The sequence below is a fragment of the Brakhagea baltica genome, assembly GCF_052161605.1.
In the GTDB taxonomy this organism is placed as follows: Bacteria; Planctomycetota; Planctomycetia; order Pirellulales; family Pirellulaceae; genus JBKCUI01.
Genome location: NZ_CP197409.1, coordinates 5,826,151 through 5,844,802 on the forward strand (window position 1 = coordinate 5,826,151; position 18,652 = coordinate 5,844,802).

15 protein-coding genes are annotated in these 18,652 nt (G+C 52.0%); 8 read left to right on the forward strand and 7 right to left on the reverse strand.

Annotated elements, in window-relative coordinates; genetic code table 11:
• Positions 1-6 precede the first annotated feature (6 nt).
• Positions 7-780, forward strand: coding sequence for a polyprenol monophosphomannose synthase (locus SH449x_RS22670; RefSeq protein ID WP_482378360.1), 774 nt, complete (start codon positions 7-9; stop codon positions 778-780).
• A gap of 311 nt (positions 781-1,091) precedes the next feature.
• Here SH449x_RS22670 and SH449x_RS22675 read toward each other — a convergent pair whose 3' ends face one another.
• From SH449x_RS22675 to SH449x_RS22685, 3 genes are read right to left on the reverse strand one after another with little or no spacing between them, the layout of a single operon-like run.
• Positions 1,092-3,224 (reverse strand): hypothetical protein, encoded by a 2,133-nt coding sequence (locus SH449x_RS22675; RefSeq protein ID WP_482378361.1) that lies wholly within the window; start codon positions 3,222-3,224, stop codon positions 1,092-1,094.
• A 3-nt stretch (positions 3,225-3,227) separates the two neighbouring features.
• Positions 3,228-4,139, reverse strand: coding sequence for an ABC transporter ATP-binding protein (locus SH449x_RS22680; protein ID WP_482378362.1), 912 nt, complete (start codon positions 4,137-4,139; stop codon positions 3,228-3,230).
• 35 nt (positions 4,140-4,174) lie between these two features.
• Positions 4,175-4,603, reverse strand: a complete 429-nt coding sequence (locus SH449x_RS22685) for a GntR family transcriptional regulator (protein WP_482378363.1) — start codon at positions 4,601-4,603, stop codon at positions 4,175-4,177.
• Between the two features lie 190 nt (positions 4,604-4,793).
• Between SH449x_RS22685 and SH449x_RS22690 the strand changes: the two genes are divergently transcribed.
• Complete coding sequence (locus SH449x_RS22690; protein WP_482378364.1) at positions 4,794-5,447, forward strand: hypothetical protein; 654 nt, start codon at positions 4,794-4,796, stop codon at positions 5,445-5,447.
• A 102-nt stretch (positions 5,448-5,549) separates the two neighbouring features.
• On the forward strand, positions 5,550-7,346 hold the full coding sequence (locus SH449x_RS22695) for a polysaccharide deacetylase family protein (protein ID WP_482378365.1): 1,797 nt from the start codon (positions 5,550-5,552) through the stop codon (positions 7,344-7,346).
• 158 nt (positions 7,347-7,504) lie between these two features.
• Here the strand turns inward: SH449x_RS22695 and SH449x_RS22700 are convergent, their stop codons facing one another.
• Both SH449x_RS22700 and SH449x_RS22705 read right to left on the reverse strand, forming a co-directional pair.
• Positions 7,505-8,485, reverse strand: coding sequence for an acyl-CoA desaturase (locus tag SH449x_RS22700; RefSeq protein ID WP_482378366.1), 981 nt, complete (start codon positions 8,483-8,485; stop codon positions 7,505-7,507).
• Positions 8,486-8,497: 12 nt separating this feature from the next.
• The gene (locus SH449x_RS22705) at positions 8,498-8,719 is read right to left on the reverse strand and encodes a hypothetical protein (RefSeq protein ID WP_482378367.1); all 222 of its coding nucleotides are present in this window, start codon (positions 8,717-8,719) and stop codon (positions 8,498-8,500) included.
• A 254-nt stretch (positions 8,720-8,973) separates the two neighbouring features.
• On the opposite strand from SH449x_RS22705, the gene SH449x_RS22710 reads away from it, so the two are divergent.
• The 4 genes from SH449x_RS22710 (at position 8,974) to SH449x_RS22725 (ending at position 15,772) form a co-directional block, all read left to right on the forward strand.
• Positions 8,974-10,770: a sialate O-acetylesterase gene (locus SH449x_RS22710; RefSeq protein WP_482378368.1), complete on the forward strand. Its 1,797-nt coding sequence runs from the start codon at positions 8,974-8,976 to the stop codon at positions 10,768-10,770.
• Positions 10,771-11,097: 327 nt separating this feature from the next.
• The gene (locus tag SH449x_RS22715; protein ID WP_482378369.1) at positions 11,098-11,565 is read left to right on the forward strand and encodes a GNAT family N-acetyltransferase; all 468 of its coding nucleotides are present in this window, start codon (positions 11,098-11,100) and stop codon (positions 11,563-11,565) included.
• 2 nt (positions 11,566-11,567) lie between these two features.
• Positions 11,568-12,416 carry a homocysteine S-methyltransferase family protein gene (locus tag SH449x_RS22720; protein WP_482378370.1) on the forward strand — a complete coding sequence of 283 codons (849 nt, stop codon included), beginning with the start codon at positions 11,568-11,570 and terminating at the stop codon, positions 12,414-12,416.
• A gap of 236 nt (positions 12,417-12,652) precedes the next feature.
• The gene (locus SH449x_RS22725; protein WP_482378371.1) at positions 12,653-15,772 is read left to right on the forward strand and encodes an FG-GAP-like repeat-containing protein; all 3,120 of its coding nucleotides are present in this window, start codon (positions 12,653-12,655) and stop codon (positions 15,770-15,772) included.
• Between the two features lie 169 nt (positions 15,773-15,941).
• Here SH449x_RS22725 and SH449x_RS22730 read toward each other — a convergent pair whose 3' ends face one another.
• On the reverse strand, positions 15,942-16,439 hold the full coding sequence (locus tag SH449x_RS22730; RefSeq protein ID WP_482378372.1) for a hypothetical protein: 498 nt from the start codon (positions 16,437-16,439) through the stop codon (positions 15,942-15,944).
• A 40-nt stretch (positions 16,440-16,479) separates the two neighbouring features.
• On the reverse strand, positions 16,480-16,905 hold the full coding sequence (locus SH449x_RS22735; protein ID WP_482378373.1) for a hypothetical protein: 426 nt from the start codon (positions 16,903-16,905) through the stop codon (positions 16,480-16,482).
• Positions 16,906-17,122: 217 nt separating this feature from the next.
• Between SH449x_RS22735 and SH449x_RS22740 the strand changes: the two genes are divergently transcribed.
• Positions 17,123-18,601, forward strand: coding sequence for a malate:quinone oxidoreductase (locus SH449x_RS22740; RefSeq protein WP_482378374.1), 1,479 nt, complete (start codon positions 17,123-17,125; stop codon positions 18,599-18,601).
• The last annotated feature ends 51 nt before the right edge of the window (positions 18,602-18,652 follow it).

Genomic DNA, 18,652 nt, shown 5'->3' on the forward strand with positions numbered 1-18,652 from the left:
CCTTGTATGGCCGCAAACAATTGGGCGACTGACCATAACTGGGCGACCGATAAGAAGCTGTTGGTGCTTGTTTGCACTTACAACGAGAAAGCCAATCTGCCTGAGCTATTCCAGCGAATAGATCAGGCAGTGCCTGGTGTCGCGATATTAGTGGTAGACGACAATTCACCGGACGGCACGTCTGCGTGGGTAAGCGAGGCGGCTAAGACCCGCCCCAACACCTTTCTGATCAGTCGGGTGGGCAAGTTGGGTTTGGGAACCGCTATCCGCGAAGGCATGCATTATGCCATGGAGCACCAGTTCCAGTGGGTATTGAACTTGGATGCAGATCTTAGCCACGATCCGGCGGCAATTCCCAAGCTTCTAGCACAGGCGGAAAACAACGACTTGGTGATCGGCTCCCGCTACGTTGAGGGGGGCGGCTTGGAGGGATGCTCCTGGAAACGAAAGCTGGTTAGCCGCTGTGCGAACGCATATGCTCGGTTCGTAGTGGGCTGGAAGGTTAATGATTGCAGCAGCGCGTACCGTCTGTACCGAGTTGCATCTTTACAAGCGATTGATTGGCAGCAGATCCAGGGCAAAGGGTACGGTTTCCTGGAAGAGGTGCTGTGGCATTTGATCAACAAAACAGACCGCTGGACCGAAGTCGGGATCGTATACACAGAAAGAAAAAAGGGAGCGTCCAAGATCTCTCTCAAAGAGGCACTATCAACCGTATCTTCACTTCACCGAGTCGCCCGCCTCAAAGGAACAACAGGCCATTCCATCCGCCCCGAGTAGAAAGCCTTTAAGGTTCGGCTCAACAACAAGGAGATCTGCGGACGAAAAACTACCCGGTTAACTTAGGGCTTCGTCGCGTAGCGATGCTAATCGTAGCGGAACGGGCGCGAGCCCTCCGATAGGGCATCAATGAATCAATCGCCCATTTGCTCAACCAGAAAACCTCCGCTCCCAATCGTTCCCCGCTTAGTCGTACCCGCTCAGCCCCCTCCAAAAAGAATGGAAACCACCCTCCCTCTAGGAGGTACCCGCGGGGGGGGTACTCACGATGAAGCATTGACAGTCATTGTTGAGCCGACCTTTTGGTTCGCTCAACCGACCAAGTAGCCACCTTCTACTGATTCACCCAAGAGCTCAATTCCCAATGGCTTGAGCGGCTCCCACGATGCACCACACTCCTCGCAATGATCGTTTTCGATCCGACGCATGCGGCCGCAGCTACTACACTTGAGCCTATAGACACGGGGATAGATTGCTAGCAGCGCTCCCCATGTCCCCAGCCCAAACAAAGCCCCCAGCAGGAACCACAGCGCCGAGCTGGAACGCGATAACAATCGAAATCGTGCCGCTATCAGACACAGCACGCCTGACACAAACGCTTGAAGCAGACCTAGTAACCAAATGCTATTCCACGGGACGTGTCCACCGAGTACGAAGTACGACAATAATGATAATGACGATACCAAAACAGGTGGCAGCAGCAACATTACCCGAATTTGTTCTTGATACTGATAAGAATCAGAATTGTCCGCCGTACCTGCGAATTCGACAGGGGATTGGATTCTCGATTGTTGCACAACGTCGTTTTGCGAGCGAATGACCAAAAATTCTCGTTGGTTGTAATTATGCGCGAACGTCAGAGGTATAAAGGTCCAATTCTTTTCATCCTGAAACCAAAAAATCGCACCTCGGTATTCCTTCAAATCAAAGTTGCGGGGGATATCTAACGTTGCGATTGGCTTCACACCTAACCGACCAGTTCTACTATCGGTTTCGTGTTCTACGATCGACATCGTGTAATCGTTCATCAGTAATAGCTTGTGAGATAACAACTTTCCACCGACCATGCCAGATTGCGTTTCACCCTCGTCATCACGGGCAACCCACCTTTCACTTTCTGCGTACCAGTCAATCGGCTGCGGTAGAATCGGCTCGATGACGCGAGTTGCAATATCGAATCGATAAACTCCGCCAGAAGCCGAAAACAGAAAGGAACCAGAAGCCCCTTGTGAAGCCGTTTGATCTATCCTCTCGAGGACAATCGGATATCCTTCAAATCGATCCTTTGGTAGTTTTTGATGATCACCGACCGATTTGGGTCCAACAACCGCAACGAGTTGGAGTTGCTTGATTTCTGGATCATTGAGTTTTCGATAAAAATAAACCAAGCCTCGGTTTCCAAACCAAAGGTACTCGTTCGTTTCTTTGAGCGGTATCATATCCCAGGTGTCAACTCGACTAGATAGAGTTGAGAATCGCGGAAAAAGTTCGGTCCCGAATTGAAGGCTATTTGAATCGGGTTTACCCCCATCGGAGCTATCATCCTGAAGGCTGGAAACTACTCTCGCCTGTTCATGTGGTTTCCCAAGAAACGCACTAAGGGTTGGTTGCTCAACGAGCCACGGTGCGCCATCGGATTCAAACCTAATTATCATGCGAGTAGCAGGCATCGCTTGAAAACCTCGCATCGTTGTAGCCATCACCAACGCGAAGACGATAAAGGCAGCCGCGAGTGTCGACAAAAGTATTATTGTGCGTTCCACTGCGGGCAGACAGAAACTCCTTGAAGGTGCTGGTTGACTGGGGCCTCTAAGGAACGCCGAACGGGCACTGGCCATGATTAATAGCATTCCGATAACGCCCAGCAACCCAGTCACAAGGAATGCGTAGGCATGCCCCCCAATCACAGGTAATACTGCCATTGGTAAGGGCAACGCACACAACAGAGGTAGCAGACGTGCCCCAAACCAGCGACTTGTGCGGCAGGCTATCAATGAACCTGCAAAAAAGAAACCAAAGGTGAACAGAACAACGATTAAAGCTGGCACAATTGCGAATGGAGTTATGGGAAGGGTCGCAGGGCCAATCATCGAAATGTAGAATCCGCAGCATAGCAAAGGAGTCCACATAGATACCATAAAAGCTATAAAGCCGAGTATCGTTCGTATCGTGAACACTCGTGCTAGCGAAATGCCTCGTTGCACCATGTATCCACGTGCTCCACCACTCGAATCGAACCAAAAGCTCGCGACACCCAAAAACACTCCAAAAACTCCTGCGGCAATAAAGGCTTGGAAGCAAAGCTTCGAAGACAGATCCGTGAAGGCGTTTGACAAGAATAACGACCGCATCTCGATCCACAATAAAAGACTGAGGATCACCACACCGATCGGTGTCCAGCGAAGAATATCTTTCGCTTCTTTTCGAATCCAAGCATTCATCATGATCTAGCCTCTTTGCAAAAAGGATTCACTGGTTCGAGATCGCGAAAGGTAAGCGACCACCCCTTCGTCAAACGATGTTTCTGTACGAGTTGCCTCGCTACCACCGATGTTTTGTATCCACTGTTCCGCATCTTCATTGCCATCCACGATGGTCAACAAACAACGCTTCCCAATTCGTCTCTTCGAGATCAATCCCGGAATGGATACAGAATCGAACTCGTCAACGTATTCGCAACTCCATGTCACTATGCGAGACAGAAACTCAGGCACGCTTTTGTTCACCACGATACGTCCCTCTACCATGATCATTACGCGATCCGCGACTCGCTCGATATCGTCGAGCATGTGACTGCTCAACAGAACCGATCGATCCCCCGGCTCAATAAACTCTAGGATCGTTTCGTTCAATGCTCGACGAGCGACAGGATCCAACCCCAGCGAAGGATCGTCGAGCACGAGAACTTCTGGTTGACTACTTAACGTAAGGGCAATCGACACACCAGCTCTTTGTCCACGGCTCAAGTGACGAATGCGATCTGTAGGGCTAATTCCGAAACGACTGATGATGGACTGAAAAACGAGCGAGTCCCATCGAGGAAAGCAATCCGCTTGCACTCGCTCGGCATCGCAAACGGTAAGCCCAGAGTAGAGATAGTGTCCCTCAATGGTATAGCCAATGCGGATGCGATGCTCTGGCAGTAGATGTCTGCTATCGACCCCGAGCATGGAGCACGAACCTCGCGTCGGTTCCAAGAGCCCCATCAACATGCGAATCGTGGTTGATTTGCCCGCTCCGTTGAGCCCCAGCAGCCCTGTAACGCTTCCCACAGGAACCGAAAACGTTGCTTGCTGAACGACCGGTTTTGTGCCAAAGTACCTTGTCAATCCTCTGGCTTCTATTGCGAATTCTGCCATCAGTTCACTCCGTATATATTGTCTAAATATATTGTCTAATCAGCTACCGGCTTTAAACGACGAGTAAAAAGCTCCTCGACCCGCTCGAACACTTCCTCTGGGGAAAAATCGAGCGCGATCGCTTGATGAATCAACGCGTCGATGGACTCATCGAGCCTCCGCAATCGCTCGGTTTTGGAATAGATTTGCCGTCGCTTGGCCACGAAGAAACCGCGACCTGGCTGAGTCTCCAGTACGCCGTCATCCACCAGTTGCCCGTATGCCTTGGCAACCGTGTTCGGATTGATCACCAGCTCCTTCGCCAGTTGCCGGACGCTGGGGACCGAGTCCCCCACTGCTAGCTTGCCGGTTGCCACAGCTCGAATGATCTGGTCCGCAATCTGCCGAAAGATCGGCACACCACTTCCTGCTACTATGCTAATCTGCACCTTCTGGCCTCCCGTACTAACTGTACTACGTGTCATAGTACGGCTAGGCTTGCGTCGAGTCAAGCGTGGAGCGGATTAATTTTTTCGTTAGGACATATGAGAGCCTAGTATCGCCATCGTTAAGTACTGCTATACTTTGATCCGATTCCGTGCCTGTAACGATCTGACTTACGCTGGTGAGTTGCACGCCTCTTATTAAACGTCTCGTCTAATTCAAGTGATCAGAATGAACTATCGAACCAGTTTTTTTCTCGGATGTTTTGTCGTCTCCATAGGTTTCGGGTGCAAACCTGCACCAGATACAAACACAGAACTACCGGTTGCCGAGATTCCGACGCGTGAATCGGATTCCAGCCGAGCGTCAAAGATGCCCCCCTCGACTGAATCGCAAAGCGTGAGTGCAGAACGGACAAAACACGAGTTTGAAAACTACGAGTTTGAACTGCCTAGCCGATTTAAGCCAAATGCAATTCCTCAGAACTCACTTCCCCCAAATCTACGCATGGCGGTCTTTTCCAGTCTCGGAGCGAACGGCGAGCCCGAGGCAGCAATTAGCATGCTTCAGAATTCGTCTGTGGCGGGCGGGAGTGATATGAAGCGTAACCTCATCACCTTTTTTGCCGGTCTGACCAACAAATTCGGAGTCGAAGATGTTGATATTGAGGATGAAAAAGTAATCGACTGGCACGGTCTTTCCGTAACGCAGATTAATCTACGAATCATTTTTCAGGGCAATAAAATATCGGGAGGTTCGCTCTATGGTTTTGAATCTGACTCCAAGACAGTGCTCATTGGTCACATTGGCTACGAAGGAGATCCAGCTGTGTCTACTGCCGAAATGAATCAAGCACTGCAAACCTTTAGAATCAAATCGAAATAAAGTGATACGTTCCAAGCGTAGCGAAATACACGAATCCCTATTAATTTTCGTTTATGAATTGACTTCAAATAGATGGCTTGCCACGATCCTCTCCCAAGCTCCATGACACATCGTCGGTCTCTTTGCATTCTGTTCAGTCTATCTGTACTATTTGTTTGGACGCTGTCCGACATTACTCCCGCGCCCGCAGCTCAAAATGACACGACGCTCGAACAGATCCCTGAGAAACTGGTCGTACTGACGTTTGACGATTCTGCTAGATCGCACTTTGAAACAGTCCGACCGATCCTGCTAAAGTACGGCTTCGGTGCAACCTTCTTTGTTACGGAAGGCTTTGACTTCAAGGATAACAAAAAGGACTACATGACATGGGAGGAGATTTCGCAACTGCATCGCGACGGTTTCGAGATCGGCAATCATACGCGTGATCACTTAGCGATCACGGACAAGAATGCTGCGGCCCTTACCGAGCAGGTTCAAGCGATCCGGGACCGTTGCCTCGAACATAACATCCCAGCCCCGGTCTCTTTCGCTTGGCCCGGCAATGCCTTGTCAGCTCAGGCATTGGGAATCCTTCGCGAACAAGGAATCCTTTTCGCACGACGAGGTGGTGCCCCCGAGTATCCCTATGAGAAAGGTCGTGGCTTTGCCTACGAACCTGGTTTCGATCACCCCTTGCTAATTCCCTCCGCAGGAGACGCTCGCCCCGATTGGGAGCTGGAAGATTTTGTTCAAGCGGTACGACAGGCACGGCATGGCAAGATCGCGGTTTTGCAGTTTCATGGTGTGCCCGATACCGCTCACTCGTGGGTTAGTTTTCCTACGAGCCTGTTTGAGCTAAGCATGAGGTATCTCGCTCGAGAAGGCTATCAAGTTATCGCGATGCGAGATCTGGCTCGCTTCGTTGATCCGAATATTTCTCCATCCGATCTCAACGGTATCATCGAGGATCGCAAGTCGCAGTTGGCATCCGAGCAAATTCTCGATAACTCGCGTCTGCCTCGCGATGATACCGAACTGCGATTTTGGTTAGAGAATATGCTGGTTCATCATCAGTTTACGACTCCCGAAATGACGGCGGCAACCGGAATGACATCGCAGGAAATTCAGGCCGCTATCACTCGGTTGGGAATCGCGAAAGAAACACAGTCTCTTATTTCATCGAACAAGGAAAACTCGGCGTTGGTGACGTTACCGTACCCGGGAGGTCGCCATCCTCGAACCGGTTTTCGCGACGGGATGCTCCGACCTCAGCGCGAGACCAAGCTAAGCATCTTTGCTCCTTGGGAGGACGGTGGTTACGTCGTCGCGGATTTCCCGGAAGCCATCTGGTGGAACGCCAATCAAGCTCGTGAGTTGCTCTACTTAGCTCATACGCATGTTCCCACACGTTGGGATCGTCAGGGAATCACGCTGGATCGCTTGGAATGGGAGTCGGTTCACAGAGAAGACGATGGAGGAGTGAAACGCGGATGGGTATCGACTAGAACTTTGCCAAACGGTGTCACCTTTGGCGTGCGTGCGACTCCCCACCAGGATCATGTCACATTCGAAATGTGGGTTCAGAACGATACAGATGAACCGATGACGGGCGTTTCGGTGCAACAATGCGTCATGCTTGCTCGCCTAAATGGTTTCGAGGATCGCACCAACGCCAATAAGCTTATCCGAGAACCTTTTGTTGCATGCAAGAGTAGCACCGGGGACCGCTGGGTGATTACCGCTTGGGAGTCATGCCAACGAGGTTGGGCCAATCCACCGTGTCCGTGCATTCATTCCGACCCCGCCTTTCCCGACATTCCGTCTGGTGAAACACGGTCCTTATCAGGTTGGGTTTCGTTTTATGAAGGAACGGAGATCGACGCAGAGTTGGAGAGAATTCAATCGCTCCGACAGTAGCCACGCGAGGGTGGCACGCATCCATTGAAGGCTCGATTGCCGACCCTCCCGGACTCTTCGCTTGCCGGTTGAAGACCGAAATACGGCAACTATCATCGAGACTTGTCGAAAACTCTAGGTGGCAGCCAGATGATTCAAAGGTTGCAAAGACGAGCGGCTCAAGTCTTTGTCCGTTTGCGTTGTTCGCGAGGGCGAATAATGTCGGTCGCCAATCCCAACATGCCAAACAACCGAATCACATAGTAGTTCGGATCTAGTTCCCACCAACGATGTTGAACCGACGCGCTAGCTGGATCGGCGTGGTGATTGTTGTGCCAGCCTTCGCCAGCAGTCAGTAACGAAACAAACCAGTTGTTTCGACTGTCATCGCCCGTGTCATAATTTTGATACCCAAAGACGTGCGACAGCGAATTGACACTCCACGTGATGTGCCAAACCCATACGGTCCTCGCAATAATTCCCCAGAGTACAACACTGGCTGTGACTCGCAATGCTTCGGGTTCCCATCCGTACCAAGCCAGTGAGATCGACGCAACAATTGCCGTATAGAGAAACGCATGTGCGAAGTAAAATAGCCCCGCTGGACTAGGCAACTTTTCGATCCATCGATAATAAGGATCCGATAGAATATCCCGCGCATACTTCTCAAACATCGAAAAGGTCTGCAGTCGGCTGCGGCTTTCATAAACAAGCCAGTTGATGTGTGCCCAGAAAAATGTCACACGCGGAGAATGAGGATCGTCTTGTTTGTCGGAATGAACATGATGCCGGCGATGCCACGCGACCCATTGGGCTGGTGTCTCCTGCGCTGCACATATCGCTAATGTGACCAAACTTCTTTCGAACCATTTTGGACATCGAAAGCTTTTATGAGCGAGCAGTCTGTGGTAAGCGATCGGAATCGCGAGCTGGCCAAAAACGACTACGCCAGCGACGAATGCAGCAAGCCCGACCCAAGTGAAGAAGTAGGGTACAAAAACCAACAACGCCAAAACGTGCAAGGAAACAAAGAAGATTACGTAATCCCAGCGAACCCGACGATCGGTTCCCGCCGAAACCGGTCGCGGCATCTCTGATTCATTCGATTCTTTCGGGGCTTTTCCACCGACTTCCTCCAACTCCACAACGCTTGCACTCATAATTCACCGCTTCTACAAAGGTGTGACCATGCGAACATCGGCCGCTCGTGGCTTCATTCGCTGAGCCCGTAACTCTTTGTTAGACAGCAGATCCGGGAGACCCGACACCCCACGTTGGAGAAGATCACGCGTCAATAGCCAATTTTTATCAATAATCAGGAGCAGATTGCGAACAATTGCGAAAACCGCCAATTCCGGAACACTTTCCGCAGCCGGCGCAGTCAAATCGTCCACCAACCAAGTTGCGATCCTGGAATACTCGAGAGACCTCTTGACTCTGCGATGCCATCATGGGAGCCCTTCGGTGGTCAACACCGGCGTTTCCGGGGGACGTCACGATGGCAAGTTCCATGATTTTGCAACGGATCCGTTATCAAAAAATGAATGCACTAATGATCCTGTTGGTTGGTTTTACTTGGTTTACAATGACCGTAGTAAGAGTCGATTTCGAATTGCGTATCAAGTGCGTCTAGGAATTTGAGTTTGTTATGTTGAAACTACGGGTTGCTGTATCACCACTACTTTGGGCAGGCGTGCTACTGTGCGCCATGACGCCGAATTGTTTCGCTCAGCCGCTGAAGGTATTCATCCTCGCTGGCCAATCGAACATGGAGGGACATGCGGAAATCCGGACCTTTGACTACATCGGCAAAGATCCGGCCACGGCTCCCTTGCTCGAGGAGATGCGCAACCCCGATGGAACGCCTCGCGTCTGTGATCAAGTCTGGATGTCTTATTTGACCGGGCCTTATGATGGCAGCGCGAATGGAGAAGGCTTGGGAAAATTAACCGCAGGTTTTGGTGCACGCGGAGATCAACCCACTAAGATCGGCCGAAAGATCGGGCCTGAGTTCACCTTTGGGATCACCATGGAGAAAGAACTAAAGGAACCGATACTCATCATCAAGACCGCTTGGGGGGGCAGGTCGCTTAACACCGAATTTCGTCCGCCTAGTGCTGGTCCATACCAGTTGCCCAAGCAAGTTCAAGCAGAGTGGGATAAACATCCGCAGGGTGCCCATGGCATTCCCAAGCTGGAGGATCGCAAGAAATGGCAAGAAGACAAAGATGCTGCCTCGGGGGTGTTTTACCGTATGATGGTGGAGCATGTAAAGAAAGTGCTTGCAGATCCCGCTCGGGTTTGTCCCGCTTACGATCCTAAGCAGGGCTATGAGCTGGCAGGTTTTGTATGGTTTCAAGGGTTCAACGATCTAGTCGATGGCCAGACTTATCCGAATCGTAATTATGAAGAGTACTCGCGTCTTTTAACGCACTTCATCCGCGATGTTCGCAGCGACCTTGATGCACCGAAGATGCCATTCGTTATCGGGGTGCTCGGTGTCGATGGCGAGAAGAATGTCAACTTCCGCAAAGCCATGGCTGCACCGGCCGCGATGCCTGAATTCCAAGGGAATGTGGTTGCTGTCGATACGGCTCCTTTTTGGGATCGCGACATCGAAGCCGCAGAACCCAAGCAAGGCGAGTATAACAAGATTATTGAAACCGCTCACACATTGAAAAAAGATGGCACGTTCGACACGGAGCGGAAATGGGATAAGTACTGGAAACCGATTGGCAAGCCTCTGCCCCAAGATCGAAACTGGCGATACATCTCAGTCGATGCCGCCGAAGGGACGGACAAATTAGAAGAGTTCACCGATCGGCGATTCCGCGATATCAAACTGCCAGCCGGAATGGAGAATTGGTATATGCCTGACTTTGATGACAGCCAATGGTCCGCAGGCAAAGCCCCTATCGGCAAGGGGGTATGGAACCATAGCGGAATCAAGTTGGACAAACATGCATCCAAATGGGGCAAAGAGGAATTCCTGCTCATGCGTTCCACCTTTGAAGTAGATAACCTCGACTACGATTCCTACCGCATCGCGATTTTAGCGAGACAAGGGTTTCATGTTTATTTAAACGGCCAAAAGATTCACACCTACATCTGGTGGAGGGATGAGCCGTTTTACCGATCCATAATTCTCGATAAAGAACAGACTCAACATTTGAAGATAGGGAAGAACGTTCTGGCAGTTTATGCCAATGATCAATACTCGCCGCGATCTCCAGAACGCTATGCCGCCCTCGATGCATGGATTGAAGGGATCACCAAGGAGGATCAAGTGAAGTTCGATCTTGCCTTGGAGGAGATTCTTTCACCCAAAGACAGAGAGGCACTTCAGGGAGCATCTAACGGCGGCTACCACTACTTTGGCAGCGCCAAGATATTCGCTCAGATAGGTAAAGCCTTTGCCGAAGCAAACCTAAAACTCATGAAGTAACCTTGATGGCTTTGATCTTAATTCGGGCCGTGGGAAAGAGGAAAGATGCCGCAGGCTTGCCCTGCGGAGCTTCACGTTTCTCGCTAATTAATGACTCGCCCAACGCCCCCCTCATCCCGGTTCGGCGGCGAAGCCGCCGAACCGGGATGAGGGGGGAGAAACTCCACCTGTTTAGCAAGAAACGTAATATTCCCCACGTCAAGCATGGGGCATTTACACATAGTAGGTCAATTGGCTGAACAGCTACCCATTGCAATAATTACCCAATCGAATCCAATGCAATGAAGCTCGTCGCTGGTCCGTGTTAAGATCTAAGCCGAAGAAACTATGATTGAAATCAGACAGGCCATTTCCACTGACGTGGAAACCATCACACTGTTCAACATTGCCCTATGCCGTGAAACGGAGGAACGGGAACTTGATCCGGTGACGGTAAATCATGGCGTGAGGCGATTTGTTACCGAATCCAAACGAGGCAGGTACTTTGTGGCTGTGATCGATGGCCAAGTCGTGGGGCAAGCCGCTCACACGTTCGAATGGAGCGATTGGAGAAATGGCGAGATCTGGTGGATTCAGAGTGTCTATGTGCATCCTGATTTTCGTGGCCAGGGTGTATTTCGCTCTCTCTTCATGCACATTAAAGAACTCGGTGAAGCGGACATAGATTGCTGCGGCATCCGCCTCTACATGGAGCAGGAAAACGATTCCGCTCGAGAAAGCTACCGACGCCTCGGCTTCAGCGAAACCGGTTACGTAGTTTTCGAGCGTTTGTTTTCCCGAATGGATGTGTCCTGATCGTGAACGCGAAACAGCTCTTACTCGATGGTGCTACAGGCACAGAACTCAATCGCCGAGGCGTAGACACAGGGTTGCCATTATGGTCCGCCACTGCGCTTACTACGGACACCGGGCTGAATGTCCTGCGCCAAGTTCACTTGGACTACCTCAATGCCGGTGCGGACATCATTACCACCAACACCTTCCGCACTCACCGCCGCGTTCTTGCAGGCAAAGGCTTCTCCGCCCGTGAACTAACCTTGCGTGCAGTAGCTACGGCCAGAGAGGCGGTGGCTGAATTTGGCAGGCCAGCGCTCGTGGCTGGATCTCTCTCAACGCTTGAAGATTGTTATCGTCCTGACCTCGTGCCGTCTGATGATGAATGCCTTGACGAGCACACCGAACGTATCGAACATCTAGTGCAAGGAGGCGTTGATCTGCTTCTCTTCGAGACCATGAATACCGTTCGCGAAGCAGTGATTGCGGCCAAGATTGCCACGGCCACCAGCTTGCCGACATGGGTCACATTCGTCTGCAATAAAAAAGGCCATATCCTTTCGGGCGAGTCACTCACTCAAGCCGCCAAGTTACTCATGCCACTCGGAGTCAAAGCACTGGGTGTGAACTGCATGCCGGCCCACACCATTGCCCAACCACTCACCGAGTTACGCGCCACGTGTGGTGAAGACATCTCGCTGGTAGCCTATGGCAACATCGGCTTCGCAGACGATGAACAAGGCTGGACCACCACCGACTCGACCGACCCTGAAGGCTACTTGCAATACGCTAAAGCTTGGCCCGCACAAATCATCGGTGCCTGCTGCGGCTCTACCCCAGACCACATCCGCAGACTGAAGCAGGGCTTGTGATCCATACCAGCCCGATGCGCATGCAAAGATATCGCCCGTGACCATAAGTATTCGGGCTGGTGATTAAATAGTCCCTCGCGCTTCGTCGATGCTGATTGTGCGCATCTTGTTGCCAAATCGCCCGAACTGTGCAAGAACTTATGCGGTCCGAAAGTTAGGTTAGAATCGGGTGTCTCACCACCAACGAGTAGTTTTTCGGTTGGGTCGATGACATCTTTTGCCGATGGGAACGTTTGATGAACAGAGTTGCGATGAATTTTTTGCTAAGAATAGTCGTGGTGGCAGGCGTGCTGGGAAGTGCCCCCAGCTGGGTTCTATCGCAAGTGGTAGAGAATCAGGCGGCTACTTCGCGAACCGATAACTGGACGCAATGGCGAGGTCCCACCGCCGATGGTAGAGCTGGCGATAAAGCTAAACCACCCACTGAGTGGGACAAGTCTACCAATATTGCATGGACCGTCGATTTACTGGGCGAAGGTTCTGCAACACCGATTGTGCTTGGCAATCAAATCTTCGTATTGTCAGCCGTCAAGACGGATCGAAAGAGCCCGAAGCCAATCGTAAATGACGAGCGAGCTAAGACGACACCCGACGAATCTTACTATCAGTTCGTCGTGTCAAGCTACGATCGGAATTCTGGGACGACTCTTTGGCAACGAATCGTGGTGGAAGATGTCCCGCATGAAGGCAAGCACGAAACGCACACCTATGCTGCTGGCTCGCCAATCACCGACGGTGAACGACTCTACTTTTCGTTCGGGTCGCGAGGTGTCTTCTGCTATTCATTGAATGGGGAACCAGTTTGGAATCTGGCTCTCGGCAACATGCGCACCCGCAACGGCTGGGGGGAAGCCGTGACACCGGCGTTAACCGATGATTCGTTGATCATCAATTGGGATCAAGAGGAAGGTTCGTTTATCACGGCGATCGACAAACGGACAGGAAAAATCCGCTGGAAGACAGATCGCACTGGTGAAGTCACCTCATGGAATACGCCGTTTGTGACGAGCTTTGATGGCAAGCAGCAAATCGTCGTCAATGGTACAGGGGCGGTCAAAAGCTACGATGCGAAAAATGGATCGATCCTTTGGGAATGTGGCGGCCAAACCGTGAACGCAATCCCCACACCTATTCGCTTTAACGACTCCGTCATTTGCATGAGTGGCTATCGCGGTTCGTTAGCTTGTGCCATTCCGCTGGATGCTCAAGGCGATGTTACCGGCAGCACCACGCTTAATTGGAAGATAACGCAAGGGACTCCTTACGTTCCATCCCCCATTCTGTCGGGCTCGCGTCTACTATTCACCGCGGGCAATACGAATGCGCTGAGTTGCGTGGACGCTACCACAGGAAAGCCTCTGCTTGAGAGAATGCGTTTGAACGGGATCGGCAGCATGTACGCTTCTCCGATATTGGCCAATGGGCATTTTTACTTTACAAGCCGAGAGGGAACCACGGTCGTAATAAAGGATAACGAGAGCTTGGAGATTGTCGCAGTGAATGTACTTGATGACGTGATCGATGCTTCGCCTGTGGCTGTCGACGATCAATTGTTCTTACGAAGCTGGAATAAACTCTACTGTATTGAGAATGCTCCAACCACGGAGCAAAACGCAACGAGTCAGAAAGATCGAGATCCATCAACTGCTCCGTTATCCTTCAGACCAGTCAACCTTGAGAAGACTAGTGAAACGTCAGCCAATGCAAGTGTGGGGGATCTCAACGGCGACGGTCATCTGGATATCGTCTTAGCCAAAGGGAGGCACTGGCCGCTTCACAATCGGATTTTGCTAAACGATGGACAAGGAAATTTCGAAGCCCGAAATCTTGGAGATCAGCCGGATCGCAGCTACGCGGCTGTTTTGGGGGACATCGACAATGATGGTGATTTAGACATCGTCGTCAGCAACGATAAGCCTGATAAGAAAGTCGCTTACAAGAACGATGGCAAAGGGAACTTCGTTCTCGATAGTTCGTGGGGAGATTCATCGTGGAATACTCGAAATATCTCGCTAGCCGATATGAATGGAGACGGTTTTCTTGATCTGATCGTTGCGAATAGAAAGAGCTCCAGCTACATCATTCTTAATGACGGACATGGAAATTTTTTAAAGGATAACTGGATCGTCATCCCATCCGAATCCGCAACGACAATCGTGGCGGCTGATTTCGATCGAGATGGCTTTATTGATCTAGCTGTTCCGCATCGAGATGGTGGCGTTAGCCGCATTCTATTCAACGATGACAAGCTAAGCTTTCCACGAACGACAACGTTCGGACCTGCTGCATCTTCAACACGAGCCTGCGCGGCAGGAGACCTCAACGGCGACGGGGCGGTTGACTTGATCGTAGGAGATGATCGCCGAGGCACCTGCGTCTGCATCAATGATGGACAGGGGAATTTTCCTACGACGATTCCCATCGGAGATCCGAAGCTTGCTGCGTATTCGATCGCCACTGGATACATGAATGACGATGATCACCTCGATCTGATTGTTGGGTATTCCAGCGGAGGAAGTCGAGTGTTTCTGAATGATGGAACAGGAACAAGTTTTCAGGAGTTACCGTTCGGTGACAACAATGGAGCCGTTTACGGACTAGCGATCGGAGACTTGAATGCGGACCGTTTTCTCGACATTGTTCAGGCCCGCAGCGAGGCCCCGAACGCGGTAATCTTTTGTTCTGAGTCCAAGACGGAGCAGATGGAACGAGAAATTCGCAACATCTCGGGCTGGGAAGTGCACATCGCGAAGAAGCTCTTGGAGGACGAGGCTGACGATACGGCTAAAGCCCTGGACGGATTGAAGAAGATGTTGGACGAAATTGTGCGCGATGTACCAGCGCCTGCCGTACGGGAGCTAAAGAAAGTTCCGCTTTACTTTTCACCTTCGTATAAAGCTGGACGAAGTGGGGCTGAGTTTCATCCTGGGGCTGGTTGGTTGCGAGACAATGGTCGAGATCCCGCGATGGCGCAAGGAGTCGAGTTTTCTGGAGTTCATGATTTCGAAGCCGAGATGCAGAGAATGCCAAACTTCGCACTTCACGAATTGGCTCACGCTTATCATTTTAGGTCGCTGCCGGATGGTTTTGGTAATCAAGAAATCAGAGCCGCGTATCAACGAGCCAAGCAAAGTGGTTTGTACGACCGCGTCGAGCGCACGTTAGGTAACGGCAAGCCCAATACATTCGAACGAGCTTATGCCATGACCAACGCGATGGAGTACTTCGCCGAGACCACGGAAGCCTACTTCTCGCGGAATGATTTCTTTCCCTTTACTCGCGAGGAGTTGCTTAGGCATGATCCTGAGATGCATGCCTTGTTAGAGAAGCTTTGGGGCGTGACCGCTTCGAAGTAGCAGAGGTGGCTCACAAGCGAATCCCGCAGGCTTGCCCTGCGGATCGTTAGGTTTCTCGCTAAAGAAGCGATCGCCCGCCCCGCCCACGAATCCCGCCGACTCGATCGGCGGATTGTTAGGCTTCCGCATGGCAATCCAGTTCCGGCGAATCGAGCCGGAAACGTAACAATCACCTGGTCAAGCCAGGTGCATTCTCTATCCTGTCGGTGTAGCCGCAGGCGGCTCCGGAATTCCCCGTTGACGGAACAAGCGAATCCCGCAGGATTGCCCTGCGGATCGTTAGGTTTCTCGCTAAAAAAGCGATCGCCCGCCCCGCCCACGAATCCCGCCGACTCGATCGGCGGATTGTTAGGCTTCCGCATGGCAATCCAGTTCCGGCGAATCGAGCCGGAAACGTAACAATCACCTGGTCAAGCCAGGTGCATTCGCGGTGCCGCGCGGCGCTACCCGTCGGTGTAGCGAGAAACGTAAGCTTCACCTGGGCAAGCCAGGTGCATTCTCTATCCTGTCGGTGTAGCCGCAGGCGGCTCCGGAATTCCCCGTTGACGGAACAAGCGAATCCCGCAGGATTGCCCTGCGGATCGTTAGGTTTCTCGCTAAAAAAGCGATCGCCCGCCCCGCCCACGAATCCCGCCGACTCGATCGGCGGATTGTTAGGCTTCCGCATGGCAATCCAGTTCCGGCGAATCGAGCCGGAAACGTAACAATCACCTGTACAAGCCAGGTGCATTCTCTATCCTGTCGGTGTAGCCGCAGGCGGCTCCGGAATTCCCCGTTGACGGAACAAGCGAATCCCGCAGGCTTGCCCTGCGGATCGTTAGGTTTCTCGCTAAAGAAGCGATCACCCACCCCGCCCACGAATCCCGCCGACTTGATCGGCGGATCGTTAGGCTTCCGCATGGCAATCCAGTTCCGGCGAATCGAGCCGGAAACGTAACAATCACCTGTACAAGCCAGGTGCATTCTCTATCCTGTCGGTGTAGCCGCAGGCGGCTCCGGAATTCCCCGTTGACGGAACAAGCGAATCCCGCAGGCTTGCCCTGCGGATCGTTAGGTTTCTCGCTAAAGAAGCGATCACCCACCCCGCCCACGAATCCCGCCGACTTGATCGGCGGATCGTTAGGCTTCCGCATGGCAATCCAGTTCCGGTGAATCGAGCCGGAAACGTAAGCTTCACCTGTACAAGCCAGGTGCATTCCCCATCCTGTCGGCTTGTTTCGACCTACGCGACGCTCGCTTTGTAATGACTGTGGGCTATGATAGTAGCTTAAGATTTTCGCGGTGATGCCTCGAGAGGACCCTGCAATTTATGAGCAGCGAGTATTTCTGGAGATTCGGAAAAGCAGGCTTATGAACACTTCATCCGACATTATCCTCATCGGCAGTGGGATCATGTCCTCTACGCTTGCTGTGATGCTGAAGCAGTTGGAGCCACGGTTACGAATTAGGCTGATCGAAGCGACGACGGAATTGGCACGTGAGGCTTCCGACGGTTGGAACAACGCGGGGACTGGTCATGCAGGAATTTGCGAGCTGAGCTATACGCCAGTACGCGGGCCTGACGGCAAGGTTCCCATCGAGAGAGCACTCAAGATCTTCGAACAATTTGAGCAATCCAAGCAGTTTTGGGGATATCTGGTTAGGAATCAGTTGGTCGGCGAGCCATCCGACTTTATCCATTCCGTTCCCCATGTATGTCTTCTGAGTGGAGCGGAGGGAGTTGAGTTTCTCAGGGATCGGCATGCTGCCATGCAGCAGCATCATTTTTTTAAGAGCATGAAATGGACGACCGATCCCGACGAGATTCATCACTGGGCACCTCTGGTGATGGAGGGACGCGATTCCAGTCACGTGGCTGCAACGAGCGGGGAGGGCACCGAGGTTAACTATGGCCTGCTGGCACGACGAATGTGCGAGTGGTTGAGTGTGCAAGATGAATGCGAAGTCATGAGTGGTTACAAAGTGACGCGACTGCGAAGAGAACACGACGGATGGCGAGTGGAAGTGCAATCGTCAGAATCGCGTGAAGTACGACAGGAACGAGGCAAGTTCGTTTTCGTCGGCGCCGGAGGAGGCTGTTTGCCATTGCTACAGTCAGCGGGGCTTGGCGAGTTTCGAGGACTTGCCGGATTTCCAATTGGAGGCCAGTGGCTGATCTGTGACGAGCCTTCGATTTGCGCGCGACACGAATCCAAAGTTTATGGTGCCACGCCACCTTCCGCCCCTAGTCTAGGAGCGGGGCATCTAGATATTCGCCGATTGAATGGCCAGCGGCAGTTGCTATTCGGTCCCTTCGCATCTTGGACGACTCGTTTTCTCAAGCAGACTGGAAGCTGGAGCGATTTGCTTCGCTCGGTTCGCCTCGACAATGTTACGACCTTGGTACGTGCCGGAGTGCACAACAGTTCTATGGTGCGGTACCTCATCAATCAGGGGATTCAGAGCATGGAGCAACGTCTGAAAGCCTTGCGAGAATTTTATCCGCAAGCTCGCGCGGAGCACTGGCGGTTGCAGCAAGCCGGAATCCGGGTGCAGACCATCAAAAAGACCGATCGAGGGGCGATTTTCTTTGGCACGGAAGTCGTTTCCACTGCCGACCGTACTTTGTCAGCGTTGTTAGGTGCATCACCAGGCGCGTCGGTATCTGTCAGCATCGCCTTGGATGTTGTTCGGACATGCTTTCCGCATATGCTTTCCAGTGCGAAAGGTCGCGAGCGCATGAAGCAGATGATTGCCACCTACGATCAAGACCTGAAACTACCTGAGAACATCGACTCGTTCACCAAAGCTACCATGGTAGCCTCCGAACATTTAAAGCTCGCTAGGTAACCTAGCATCCGAACAATTCCAGGTTGAGCCATCAGACTTTTCCTCAGATGC